General features: G+C 61.6%; 12 protein-coding genes. 5 read left to right on the forward strand and 7 right to left on the reverse strand.

Going from position 1 to position 11,915, the window contains the following annotated elements:
- Position 1: 1 nt before the first annotated feature.
- Together E3O57_RS02335 and E3O57_RS02340 are read right to left on the reverse strand one after the other, a co-directional pair.
- The gene (locus E3O57_RS02335; protein ID WP_165787901.1) at positions 2–1,207 is read right to left on the reverse strand and encodes a glycosyltransferase family 4 protein; all 1,206 of its coding nucleotides are present in this window, start codon (positions 1,205–1,207) and stop codon (positions 2–4) included.
- A gap of 26 nt (positions 1,208–1,233) precedes the next feature.
- Positions 1,234–2,184 (reverse strand): ATP-grasp fold amidoligase family protein, encoded by a 951-nt coding sequence (locus E3O57_RS02340; RefSeq protein WP_341476130.1) that lies wholly within the window; start codon positions 2,182–2,184, stop codon positions 1,234–1,236.
- Between the two features lie 1,263 nt (positions 2,185–3,447).
- Here E3O57_RS02340 and E3O57_RS02350 point away from each other — a divergent pair.
- Positions 3,448–4,179: a GAF and ANTAR domain-containing protein gene (locus E3O57_RS02350; RefSeq protein WP_103479004.1), complete on the forward strand. Its 732-nt coding sequence runs from the start codon at positions 3,448–3,450 to the stop codon at positions 4,177–4,179.
- Between the two features lie 58 nt (positions 4,180–4,237).
- Here the strand turns inward: E3O57_RS02350 and E3O57_RS02355 are convergent, their stop codons facing one another.
- The 3 genes from E3O57_RS02355 to E3O57_RS02365 all read right to left on the reverse strand — a co-directional run bounded on the left by E3O57_RS02355 (position 4,238) and on the right by E3O57_RS02365 (position 5,945).
- Positions 4,238–5,059 (reverse strand): DUF6042 family protein, encoded by an 822-nt coding sequence (locus E3O57_RS02355; RefSeq protein WP_103479005.1) that lies wholly within the window; start codon positions 5,057–5,059, stop codon positions 4,238–4,240.
- A gap of 269 nt (positions 5,060–5,328) precedes the next feature.
- The gene (locus E3O57_RS02360; protein WP_103479006.1) at positions 5,329–5,523 is read right to left on the reverse strand and encodes a hypothetical protein; all 195 of its coding nucleotides are present in this window, start codon (positions 5,521–5,523) and stop codon (positions 5,329–5,331) included.
- Between the two features lie 176 nt (positions 5,524–5,699).
- Positions 5,700–5,945 (reverse strand): hypothetical protein, encoded by a 246-nt coding sequence (locus E3O57_RS02365; RefSeq protein ID WP_241990272.1) that lies wholly within the window; start codon positions 5,943–5,945, stop codon positions 5,700–5,702.
- 905 nt (positions 5,946–6,850) lie between these two features.
- On the opposite strand from E3O57_RS02365, the gene E3O57_RS18595 reads away from it, so the two are divergent.
- Positions 6,851–7,003, forward strand: a complete 153-nt coding sequence (locus tag E3O57_RS18595) for a hypothetical protein (RefSeq protein ID WP_165787899.1) — start codon at positions 6,851–6,853, stop codon at positions 7,001–7,003.
- An 819-nt stretch (positions 7,004–7,822) separates the two neighbouring features.
- On the opposite strand, the gene E3O57_RS02375 is transcribed toward E3O57_RS18595, so the two are convergent.
- Positions 7,823–8,098, reverse strand: coding sequence for a CBS domain-containing protein (locus E3O57_RS02375; protein WP_341476133.1), 276 nt, complete (start codon positions 8,096–8,098; stop codon positions 7,823–7,825).
- A 685-nt stretch (positions 8,099–8,783) separates the two neighbouring features.
- Between E3O57_RS02375 and E3O57_RS02380 the strand changes: the two genes are divergently transcribed.
- The 3 genes from E3O57_RS02380 (at position 8,784) to E3O57_RS02390 (ending at position 10,891) form a co-directional block, all read left to right on the forward strand.
- Positions 8,784–9,296 carry a DUF2243 domain-containing protein gene (locus tag E3O57_RS02380; RefSeq protein WP_103479008.1) on the forward strand — a complete coding sequence of 171 codons (513 nt, stop codon included), beginning with the start codon at positions 8,784–8,786 and terminating at the stop codon, positions 9,294–9,296.
- Complete coding sequence (locus tag E3O57_RS02385) at positions 9,293–10,111, forward strand: cytochrome c oxidase assembly protein (RefSeq protein WP_198416786.1); 819 nt, start codon at positions 9,293–9,295, stop codon at positions 10,109–10,111. Before E3O57_RS02380 ends, E3O57_RS02385 begins: the two co-directional genes overlap by 4 nt.
- A gap of 276 nt (positions 10,112–10,387) precedes the next feature.
- A complete protein-coding gene (locus tag E3O57_RS02390; RefSeq protein WP_103479009.1) occupies positions 10,388–10,891 on the forward strand; it encodes a DUF6328 family protein in 504 nt (167 codons plus the stop codon).
- Positions 10,892–11,508: 617 nt separating this feature from the next.
- Here the strand turns inward: E3O57_RS02390 and E3O57_RS02400 are convergent.
- Positions 11,509–11,865, reverse strand: coding sequence for a hypothetical protein (locus tag E3O57_RS02400; protein WP_103479010.1), 357 nt, complete (start codon positions 11,863–11,865; stop codon positions 11,509–11,511).
- Between the last annotated feature and the right edge of the window lie 50 nt (positions 11,866–11,915).

An 11,915-nucleotide genomic window follows, 5' to 3' on the forward strand; every position in this document is an offset into this window, starting at 1 on the left:
CCTACCGCGACCCGAGCAGGTCGTCGGCGGCTCGCGCCAGATCGGTCGCGACCGGTCCAGGGGCGAACTGCGACACACTGGCCGCGGCGGTGCGCCCGAGTCTCGCAGCCAACTCTGGATGCTCCACCAGCCGGCTGATCGCCGCAGCCAAGACTTGCGGGTCTGCCGGCGGCACCATGAGGGCATCGGTGTCGTCGACGCAGAAATCATCGAAGCCGCTCCCGGTAGTGCAGACCAGTGCCGCGCCGATGGCCTTCGCCTCGAGCGCGACGTTGCCAAAACCCTCCCAGCGGGAGGGGCACATCGTGACAGTGGCGGCGCGGATGGCGCTGTACAGGGAGTCCCCCGGTACGTGGCCGAGCCACGTGACCTGAGCGCGGGCGGACTCCGGGAGGTACGAGAGGAGTTCGGAGCGGTCGGGTTCGAACCGGCGGTCGCCCGAGGCGCCGGCGAGCACCAGTCGGGCGCGCGGATGCCGAATGCTCACGAGGGCGAACGCCTGCAGAGCGTCGACGACGCCCTTGCGCCGCTCTAGCCGGCCCAGGAACAAAATCACCGGGTCATCCCCCGTCGGCCACCTGTCCGGAAGCGGAGCCGTGCGGGACAGGGCCGACACCGTCGCCACATCCACGCAGTTCCGCACGATCCGCGCGGGCGGCAGAACCCCGAACGTCGTCACCGTGTAGTCCAGCATCGCGCGGGAGATCGGGATCAGCCCGGCGGAGCGGGTGATCTGCCGCCGTTCAAGGTGGTTCTGCACGGCGACAACGAGCCGGCTTGAGAGCGGGAACTGGCGCATGGTCAACCCGGCGACCTCGTTGGCCAGCGCCATGCTGGTGGCGAGATTGGTCAGAAGAGGCGCGGTTCGCGGCAGGCCCGAACCAAGCGCGGCCCACTCCGGCAGAAAGACCCGGTCGTAGCGGCCGGATTGGAAGGCTCGCCGAACCCGCAGCGCGCGCGTGACCAGTTCCACGACCCGGGGAAGCGTGCCGGTGCGATGATGGCCGATCAGGGTGACGCCTCCGAGCTCCGCCGGCGGGGGCTGACCCTTCCGGCCCGGGAGGTCTGGCGGCTCTGGCGGGTCTGGGGAGAAGACCAGGAGGTCGACCATGATGCCCAGCTGCACCAGCGCCGGTAACAACGCCGCGTAGTGTCGGCCGATACCGCCGGTGTACGCGGTCAGACCGGCGTACTCGGTCACAGCCACCAGCCACCGTTGCGGGAGAGGCCCCATCACCGGTACCGCTCCGGGACGCGCCAGTGCGCGCCGAACTCGGCATCGAACCGGATCGGTTCGAACGGGCTGTGGCCGCCCGCCGGATAGCTAGTGAGTTCCCCGAACACGATCCTGTCGCCGAGGTCGTACAGATCCACCCGCACGAAGTCAGTCTCTGAACCGAGACGCTCGGCGAGCGCGATCATCGTCTCTAGCTTCGCCGGGCGAGGTGGTTGCGGAACGGCCCAGGGCGGTCCACCGCTGAGCGGCAGATGGTTCCAGTCCGCATCGAAAAAGTCCTGGGTCCGCCGGCCGAACCGGCCCGAGTCGATCTCGATGTAACGGCAGGATCCGTGAAAGACAAAGAACTTCACATCATCTGGGATGTCTCCGCCCGGTCCGGTGAGCAGCTCTTCAACAATGATCTGCCGCGGCACCCGGCCGTAGGCCCACTCGCGGTTGGGCCCCTGACCATAGAGTTGCGCGATCCACCCCTCGGCAAGCCAGACCAGGTGTCGACGATCGAGCGCCCCCGGCCGTACGTGACGGTACTCCCAGCTTCCAGGGTCGGTCGGTAGCGTGGTGTCTGCCGGTGCTCCCTCCGACACGACCACGGCAGCACCGCTCCCATGGGTGGGCTTGACGACATACGCGTCCGGCAGATCCAGTGTCAGCAGATCCCGCGGCACGGCGGTGACGGCATAGGCGACTGGGAGGAACTGCGCACCGATGCTGGCGGCAACGTACTCCCGCACCGCGGCCTTGTCGGCGAAGCAAGCCAGAAGCGGCCTGCGGTCGCGAAGCATCTTATATTGCACCTTCTCGGTGAAGGTGCGCGGCCGCCGCGCCACCCACAGCCGCCACCCGCGTACCAGGCGACTCCGTTCCCGCCACGGGGGCCGTCGGCCGAGGGCTTTCTTTGAGGCCGGCGAGTGCGGTGGCAGCGGTGCATTCACACTCGGCGACACGTGTCATCCCTCCCCTGCGACATGTATGTGCGAGCCACAATACCGTCAGCCGGGAGGCGATCAGGTGAGGCGCACCCCGGGCTCAGCGCCGGCGCAGTATCGGGAACTAGCCCAGGAACCGCGATTCAGCCTCCCGCCCCAGCACCCGTGGCACTCCGGCGTGCAGGAATGGCAGTAGACCCGAGGATCGCTAAACAGCCGGTGCGGATGCACGCCGTTCGAAGCGCGCCGCGCACTGGACCGGCTGATGTCTGCCCCCTCTGGTTAGGTGGGCCCAAGTAAAAAGCGGGGACGATCATGACGGACATGACAGCGGGACTCGGCGGGAGCGCCATCAGGGGATTCGTCGCCGCCTTCTCGGATGCGGGACGCCGACACATAGTCGCCTGCGCAGGCAGCGCAGACACGCAATGTGCCGTGCAGGCGACCTCGAGAAACGACACGCTCACCGTGCCGGCCACGCCTGCCTATAAACGATCGTTTCCGACGTGGTGCTCCTCGATTCCTTCCCGAGTGGACAGGAGCGACTAGGATCGCGAGCCTGCGGCCGACGTTCGGGGATCGCTAGGACCTCCGCGTGTGCCCTTGTGTGGCTCTTCGATGATCTGGACGTTGCTCACGACCGCGCTATCTGTCATCAGGAGGTCAAGCGACGACACGAATAATCGCGCGATCTCTTCCTGGCTCATATTCGGGTCGGGAAGGTCCACTCGGAACCGCTGTGCTTGCAGACCACCTTCATTCGAGAATAGCGGCGTCGAAGACGGCTCTGACCTCAGGCATGCCTCAAGAGTAGAGTGCTCGTGCTGGCAAGCCAGCGACGATCATGAGGGCGTGGCCCACCTGCTGCGCAGTGACAGATAGCGTTGCGAGAACGCGACCATCTATCGCCGCGATTCACAGGTATAGCCGAGCAATCTCATACGGCGAAATTCAGCCTCGAAAAGCCCCATCCAGAACCATGAGACACGAACATTGATGAAACGAGTTCCCGAGACGCTCGACCTACCGGGAATTGCGGGGGAGCGAACGCTGAGATTAGACGAGCCTGGTGTCTTGGAAAGCTGCATGTCCCCTAGACACGGCACGAAGTTTGCACGCAAGTCAATTTCGCGGCGCTCGTGGTTGCCGGTGCCGTATCGCGCCGAGGGAGCGGTGAATGGCTGCGTCCGCTGGCCTGGCGGGTGGAAGGCGGACGCGCGACGAGCAGAGTTGGGCGAACTGGGAGGTGCGGGAATGGGGTGCGCGTTGTAGCGTGTGGGAATGTTCGCTAATGAGGGGGAAAGCTTCGTTGAAGTGTTCGTAGCAATCGCGGACACATTGCAAACGGGCCATGACGTGATCGACACGATGGACGTTTTGGTTCGAGGGTGCACGACGTTCACGGCTGCTATTGCCGCGGGTATCCTCCTGGCCGACAGCAGTCACGTCCTTCACGTCGCAGCGTCCAGCAGTGAGCGGGCCAGCGATGTGGAAGAGGAACAGCTCGGCGCCCACGAGGGTCCGTGCCTGGACGCATACCGGACGGGAACCACGATTGAAGTTCCCAACATCGCCGACGCTCGAGGGACCTGGCCGGCCTTTGGCGCGATCGCTGAGGCCCGCGGATATCGGGCTGTCCGCTCTGTTCCGATACGGTTTGGTTCGCAGAGCTTGGGCGCGTTGAATCTGTTCTTGGCAGAGCCCGGCGGGTTGAGCCGTCGCGATGCGGAATTGGCAGAGGCGATGGCCCTGTACGCCGCTAACAGTGTCGAGAAGCATCGGAAGCTCCAAAGCCACACAACCGTTCGGGACCAAATGCAAGCGATGCTTGAGGGCCGAATTCTTATCGAGCAAGCCAAGGGCGTCCTCGGCCAACGTTACGGTGTGCCCATGGATCAGGCGTTTGGCTTACTGCGGGCCGAGGCCCGCAAACTGCACACGAGTCTGCGCGACACCGCAGCACAGATCGTCGACCAGCCGTACGGCGACGGCCAAGAGAAGATGATCAGTTAGCCCTTTTTTATAGGATGAGGCCGGGCCCGCTTGACGTGATTCGGGGCCCTCGCGCCGTCTACGCATCTTCATTGGGCGGATCGCTAAACCGCACCGACATTCGGGATGCGTAGAACGCTTCCCAGTCCACGTCGATGGTGAAAAGCTCGTCTGCAGACGCTCGTAGGGGGTTGCTGGTGATGGTGAAGTCTCCCTCGTCGACGAGGACGGCCAGGGCTTCGCGGATGGACTGTGGATCTGCTTGTAAACTCTGGGCCAGCTCATCTATCGTTGTCGACATCGAGTTGATCGAGTAAGGCTGTTCTGGTTTGAATAGCGCAATAATCCGCTGTGACATTTCTTGATGCAGTTGGCCCCAGCGAAGCTGGGCCTCTGTCTCGCGGCGCGATTCGCTGAGGGGCAGGACTTCCTCCGGCAGAGGAGCGACCGGATTGATGGAGTACTTACCATTGGCTAGCACAATGACCCGTGCAGCTGCCATGAAGTCCAGTAAATCTGCCAAAGTCTCAGTAGCTGCCAGGCCTAGGTGCGAGCTGAAGTCCGCGAACTCGGCAATCTGTCGTGTCCGCGTCGCTAGCGCCTCAGCGTTGACCACCTCAGCGCTACGGCGAGAGCTTTCTCGCTGGAGGGGAATGCCCTCGGAGTTTTCATCGAGCTGGCGCAGTTCTTCGTCTGTGTATTCCAACGGAGGTTCCCAAACCTCTGAGGTGAGACCGTCAGCCGTGTGGACGTCGTCTTTGAGCTCTTCGTCTATTGCTGCAGACGACGCGGCGCCCTGGGTCGCCAGGTAGGACAAAATCGCGATGGCGGAACTCGGCAGAAACCGTTGCCACCCGCTCTGGACGTAAACGAGGTTAAAGAGCGCCCAAGTTTCTCTCATGCCGAAAGAGTAACTGCCCGGTTTCGGTCTGGGAATCGTCTCGACCTTTTCGCCCTCTACTCACGTCAAGTCCACTAAAGGTGCACCCCTGACATGTCCGACAGCTCGACCCAGAGCTCACGGTACCCAGCGTCTTTCTGCACAGCTGAGATCGGCGCCAGCACGTCGGCGTCGCACAGGGCCGCTTGAAGAACAGCCGCACCGTCGACCGTCGTCGTCCACGCTCAGGCCCATCTTTCGGGGATGGGCGTGCCCCGAGCCGACAAATGTCACTTGTGCGGATGAGCGCTCGTGGTTTGCTTCCTCCGCATGACGACGACTATTGCTCCCACCATAACGAGCAGGCCACCCACTGCGCCAAGTAAGCCAAGCGGCACGCTGGTCGACAAGTACGTACTACCTGCGATCACGAGCACGACTCGGATCACTGCCAGAATGCCCTGGACGACCACGGTTTCGCGCATGTGCTCGCTCCTGAATTTTGCTGCCGAGGTGCAAATAACTGACCTCTTCGCACAGGCCCATGCCGACGGGCAACGATCCCGCAAGATGCCGGGGGAGGCCTAGGGCACTCTGCCTGCTCCTCGGGTTCGCTGACATTGGCGACGGCATCCGAGGTTCGTTTACTGGTTCTTCTTTCTCAATCCGGGGGTTCTGCCTTTTCCCCGAACGGTGGAAGGTTGATGTCTTCCTCGTTTACCTCAATGTCCCCGACATCATCGGGACCGCCTGTTCCCGGTGCCACCTTCACTCTGGTTGCAATTTCTGGGTCAAGTTCTGATGGCGCGGCCTCGTCTTGTTTGGCTTGCGTTTCAGTTTCGCTCGCTGGGCTGTAGCTGGTGTCCTTACGGGTTTGATCGTTATCGCCCAACTCGGTGCCGGTCATGTTGTTATCCCTCCACATCGTGGTTCAGTGGCTCAAGCATGCACCGCCAGCCGTGTTCCTGGCTACCTTCGGTCCAGATACCACATGATTGCAAAAGACCGGTGCCGCACTGCGTGGGGAGGTCGAGCGAATCGGTGATTTCCCAACACGAGCGCGGATATCGGCGTTATCGGGATGCAATCGTCAGTCGGCGCTAGGGGACTTAGTCGACGGCGACTACCCGGTACTCGAGGTGGCGGCCGATACGGCTGGCGAAATGTCCGACCGGTCCAAGCCCGAGAACTCTCAGTACGTCGTCCGCAGGCAGGTTGGCAGTATGTACGGGGTGTGTCGCTGGCTCCGTTCTTCGCCCCGTCCGGCGGGATCGTCACCTAGCGGCGCGATTACGAGTGCGACCTCCAGCCCCAGACACAATCCTTCAGCTGCAAACCGGGCGATCGCGTCCTGGCCGCGACAGGAGCACGCGCTGTTCGCTGCGCCCCTTTCTACGTATGTTCTAAGGAGCAGCGGCTCCCGCGTAGATGAGGATAATGATGGGGAAATTCACGTACGGGGCAGAACCCGTGTCGGTGTACATTCATGACCGCACACTCTGGCATCTAAAGACGATGATTCTTGACAAGCTCCGCCGGAACGAGAGCCTCACGTCCAGTTGGCTAAATACGAGCAGTCAGCAAAGCCAGCGTGAATGTGTCTGGTTGAACCAAGCCATTCCATTGCATTTTCAGTTTTCGGGCAGCGCTGAACCCGCATAGAACAAAGAGTGGCTTCGCGGGTGGCGTGGTTCGCGGGTATGTGCGTCGACTCTGAGTGTCAGATTGTTTCGGCACCACTGCGTGCGAGGGCTGAGCGGATTTTGGTCAACGATTTGGGGTGCACCGAATCGACGGGAGACCCCGTCTTCCGTGCTGGTCGCATACCATTTCTTCCGCACGCCGCTGAATGTGCCAGAGATCGACCTGTCCAGTTTCACCTTCGATCCTGGCCAGACCAATATCGGTGCACTGCTGGCCCTGCCCGGGTTCGGCTTATTCACCAGCACGCTGGTGGCAAGATAAAGAACACTGGACAGGACGTCACCGGCGGGTTCAAGGAAACCGTTGGTGATCACAAAACGATGAGTATCTGAAGGCAGACGGTCAGGAAGACCAGGCCAAAGCTTCGGTCAAGAGGACGGGCGCTGACGTCAAGGATGCTTTCAAGTAGACCGCGCTAGGTCCCACAAAGGCGGCGCACTCACTGCGGCTCCTCCTTCGTTGCGTTCACCGGATCATGCGACTAACCAACGCAAGTGCGACATGAAGCGTCCGGCAGCTGAACTTCGACACTCGTGGGGCCCGTTTCATGGCACACCCTCGCAATGATCGGAAGGTTACCTCGACGTGCATCCGGCCGGCGAGATGCAATCAGTTTTCACAGCGCGTGAGAGGACCTGGTGGGATCGCTAAGTCTGCGAACGACCGGCACGAGTAGGACGTGCTGCCCGTTGGCAATCTTCATCGCGATACCGAGGCGTCATCGATGAGGGGGCTTCCTCAAAAATGCCCATCCGGGTAGCATGCACCCATGAGCGATGGGTATTCTCCACCTAGTCGAGTGAACCGGATTTTACGGTCGCTATTTGCGCCGGACAATCACATTGACGCGTTCACGGGTCTTGAGGGTGATTTCGAAAGCGAACGTCGTCGCGCAACCGAAACCCTTGGTGCCGAACGTGCTCCGTACGTTCGCGGGGAAGCCGTCCGACCGGTGCTGCCTTCTAGCAGCTATGGAATCACGCACCCGTAGTCATTCGGCCTGGTGACGGAACCAGCGATTGGATGGATGAGGGGGTACGGGCCGATTGTCGAGATGGGTCGCGAAGTTCGAGCAGGCGGCTAGTCCTCGGAGATGTACTCGACTCGGTCCTCGACTTTGTCATCGGGCAAACTGCGTGCGACGTCGGCTTGGGTCTGTATGCCGATGAGGTCATGCCCGTCGATGACCGGGAGGCGGCGGAGCTGGTGCTTTTTCATGGTGGCCAAGGCCTCGTGAACGTCATCGTCCGCCCCGATGGTGACGGGTTTGCCCTGGGCTAACTCCCCGGCTTTCGTTGAGTCCGCGTTGCCTCCCTCGGCCAGGCATTTTGCGACGATATCCCGGTCGGTCAGGATCCCCTTGAGACTCTGGTCTTCTCCACAAAGGCGGGGACCCCACGTTCAGGCAGCTTCAGTGAGAGTCTCGTTCTCACCAACGCATTCCACGGCCCCGGTCATAATCTCCCGTGCAGTGGTCATGGTGGTTTTCTCCTCTTGTGTGTTCCCAATGCCGGACACGGCTCGCCCGCATGCGGCAAAGACAAGCCCCTTCACGACCGCGGCCTCCGTCGGGCTCCGCCTCCGCAGTAGCGCCAGGCCGCTCGTTCGCGACCAAGGGTGTGCCAGACCGCGGAGCAACCCGCGGGCCGTCGATTCCGGAACTCCATCGCGAGACCTAGCTGCATTCGGGAAAACTCACACCTGAGCCAGGCGCGTTTTTGCTTCACGGGAAGACTAGTTAGCTCCAGCGAGTGTGCGCCGTTTTCCAGAAGCAGCTTGCCTATCGTGAATGAGCCGGTAGATCTCGGTGCGTTGTCCGATGGTCGATGGTTCTGTTTTGAAAGGCCCCGCATCAGCGATGCTTAACCTGCTCGCCGTCGTGGGTGGTTGACGGCTTGTTCCGAGGGACCAACACGTCCTGCACCACGTCGTTCGCCTCGAGTTCGAGCCCGATGTGCTTTGTGCGTACGCGCGGCGAGTGCGGCGACAGCAGAATACAACCCCCTTGGCAAACGTGCGCAACACGGCGAGTGTCCCGGGTATGAAAGCCGAACCTCTCAACGCGTCGCGAAGCGCTCTGCCCAGCTGGCAAGCGCGCGCTGAGCGCTCAGCCCAGAATGCGTGGTCAGGCATCATCTTCGGTGTGGGGCTTATCGCTTTTATTGATGAGACTGTGTTTCACCAATTGCTGCACTGGCACCACTTTTATGACCTCGGTACAGCTGATCTCGGGCTGGTTTCGGATGGATTCTTCCATGCGGTGAGTTGGTTTGCGACTATCGCGGCGCTTTTCCTGCTTGCCGACTTACGGCGACGGGGCGGTCTGCACTGGGCTCGGTGGGCTGGTGGGGTGTTTCTGGGCGCGGGCCTCTTCCAGCTCTACGACGGCACTGTGCAACATAAGTGGTGGGGCATCCACCAAATCAGATACGTCGAAGATCTACTTTCCTACGATCTGACGTGGAACCTCATCGCGGGCCTGATGATCGTCGCCGGAATTGTGTTGTTAGTGCGCACGCGCGGGTCGAGGACTCTCGAGCGCGAGGCGTCGTGAGGGCGCTGTCGACGGTCACGCCGTTCGTGGATGCCCATGCTCATGGCGGTGGAACGTCACTCGACATCATTTTGATGCTCATCGCCGCTGTCGCGATGGTGGTCTACATGTTTGGCGTTGTCAGCTCACAGTTGAGGGGGCGTCCCTGGCCCCTGTTCCGGTTCCTATTCTGGACTGCTGGTATCGCCCTGGCGGCCGCTGCCGTCATCGGGCCGCTCGCGGACGCGGCACATGAAAGCTTCGCAGCACACATGTGGGCTCATCTTCTCAGCGGGATGCTTGCGCCTCTGCTTCTGGTGCTGGCGGCACCGGTATCTCTCGCCCTCCGCACCCTCGACGTCACCCCGGCCCGACGGCTCTCCAGACTTCTCCGGAGTGCGCCGGCACGCCTCGTGGGGCACCCGATAACCGCCGCGGTACTTAGCGCCGGCGGATTGTGGCTGATCTACCTCACCCCGGTGTTCGAATCGATGCAGACCAACAGGATCTCGCATCTCGTCGTGCACGCTCACCTTCTTTTCAGTGGATATCTGTTTACTGCGTCGATCATCAGCATCGATCCACGACCGCACCCTCCAAGCCGAGCGGTTTCAGTAATTGTGTTTGTCGCGGTGATGGCATCCCACGGAATTCTTGCCAAGTACCTCTTTGCCCACCCGCCAGTAGACGTGCCGGCGGCTGACGCACAGGAAGGCGCTCAGCTGATGTACTACCTCGGCGCGTGGATAGAGGGGACGATTATCGTCATCTTCTGCGCCCAGTGGTACCGCGCCGCCGGTAAACGGCTCACCAGACAGTTGTCTCGCGCTTCGTAGAAACGGCTGACAAGGGCTCGTGATCACCCACAGCCACGCCAAATCATCGGTTATCTCGACGCGGACACGGGTCACCGTGCCCTGCGTGTGGCGTCGTCGGCATCCCGGCCATCGCGTCCGTGCATTGGCTGCAAGGGTGCACGGCGGACGAGAGACCCGACCGAGAGCTGGAAGGCAAAGGAACAGCCGGATTTGCGTGTGGCGGGAAGCTGGATGTGGGTATTGTCGGTAACCAGACCCGCTGGCATGCAGGCGTGACTCCCGAAAGGCCCCGCAATGTCTCACCTTTCTCCTGGCACGCCACAGAAAACCGACGCGATTCCTGACGGCCGCCGTGAATCCCAAAATGAGCGGCTGGACCGTAATTGGAACGAGCTGCTTCAGGAGCTTCGGGTCATCCAGACGGGCACGCAGATCCTAACCGGCTTTCTATTGGCCGCGGTGTTCCAATCCAGGTTCGACGAACTCGACGCGTTTCAGGCGCACACCTATCTCGTGCTGGTGGTTACCTCAATCCTTACCACCCTGGTGGGGTTGGCGCCGGTGAGCCTGCACCGGGTGTTATTCCGCCACCAGGCCAAAGAATCCATCGTGCGCTACACCGACTACTTCGTGCAGGCCACCCTCGCCGGGGTCGCAGTTACAGTCTCAGGAATCGGCCTGCTCATCTTCGATTTGGTGCTCGGGCGCTTATGGGGAAGCGTTTTTGCCGGCTTCATATTCCTTGTTGTACTCGTGTTGTGGATCGTGATACCGCGCCTCGTTCGCCACAACACGTAGGGCGGTCCGTCGCATCCACGGGTCGGTCTTCGATTCATGAAACGCATTTCTGAGGGGCAACTGAAATTCGCGGACGTCAGCTATTGCAAAGAGCGGAGAGGAGTTGGGGCTTCGCTTACATCCAGAACGGATACTTCACGCCCAGCGACATCGTGACCCACCGCATTCCGCTCGAGGACATCGCGGAGGCCTACCGCCTCTTCTCTGCAAAGCTTGACGGCTGCATCAAACCGGTCATCGTGCCGAGCGGAAACTGAACCTCAGGAGGAACCCTCCAGAGCGCGAAGCGCGCGCCCAACAAACGGCCACGTCGCGGGGGACGTGGCGCCGACAAGCGTTGTCCTGCGGCGGTCCTCGACGAGGTAGCAGTTGACGTAAGCGGGTTTCAGACGGTGAACGCCTGGAGCCACCATTCGCGTGAGGCGGCCGCCGAACCGCCCGAAGGTGTTAATCAACTTTCCCTTCCGGGGTAAAGGCGAGAGCTAGGCCCGCGCCTATTTCGCCCGTACATCATTCACTCGTGCGTGCACGCGCCACCGGTCTAACCGCTACCTGACCGGATCTGACCCTCGGGGGTAGGTTCACATCACGATCCAGAACATCGCGCAAAGTGTTGGTCAGTGTGGCTCGTCAGACTCGAGGCCGAAGAATTCGTCGTAACCCGGCAAGGCCGAGTTCTCAAGAGGTACGTTTGGGGAATTGGCGGCGCGGTTTGGCCGGGCCAGCGTGATGTATTCAAGAGCGGCTAGGTTGTCGGGCTCGGGGAGCTCGGTGCGAGTAGTCTCCGCCATCATGGTTGTACCCGGGCCAAGAACGAACGTTGCTGTCACCTCGTCTCCGTCCGCGTCGATGGCTGTGATCTGGACCGTATCTGCTCGGGATTCGCTGGCCAAGAATGCGGCATACTCCAAGAGCGCCTCAGCAATAGCGTCGCCGACGAGCAACGATTTGCCTCCAAACGTGATCTCTTGCATGCCGCGATGATAATCCCCGTCGCCATTTACGCGCCCCCCTTGACACTCAG

The organism is Cryobacterium sp. TMN-39-2 (assembly GCF_004402745.1).
In the GTDB taxonomy this organism is placed as follows: Bacteria; Actinomycetota; Actinomycetes; order Actinomycetales; family Microbacteriaceae; genus Cryobacterium; species Cryobacterium zongtaii.

Excerpts from the sequence above, each read along its gene's own strand:
- E3O57_RS02390 (WP_103479009.1), top strand. The coding sequence starts at position 10,388 with ATGTCTCACCTTTCTCCTGGCACGCCACAGAAAACCGACGCGATTCCT.
- E3O57_RS02400 (WP_103479010.1), bottom strand. The coding sequence starts at position 11,865 with ATGCAAGAGATCACGTTTGGAGGCAAATCGTTGCTCGTCGGCGACGCT.
- E3O57_RS02365 (WP_241990272.1), bottom strand. The coding sequence starts at position 5,945 with ATGACCGGCACCGAGTTGGGCGATAACGATCAAACCCGTAAGGACACC.
- E3O57_RS02355 (WP_103479005.1), bottom strand. The coding sequence starts at position 5,059 with ATGAGAGAAACTTGGGCGCTCTTTAACCTCGTTTACGTCCAGAGCGGG.
- E3O57_RS02350 (WP_103479004.1), top strand. The coding sequence starts at position 3,448 with ATGTTCGCTAATGAGGGGGAAAGCTTCGTTGAAGTGTTCGTAGCAATC.
- E3O57_RS02360 (WP_103479006.1), bottom strand. The coding sequence starts at position 5,523 with ATGCGCGAAACCGTGGTCGTCCAGGGCATTCTGGCAGTGATCCGAGTC.
- E3O57_RS02380 (WP_103479008.1), top strand. The coding sequence starts at position 8,784 with ATGAAAGCCGAACCTCTCAACGCGTCGCGAAGCGCTCTGCCCAGCTGG.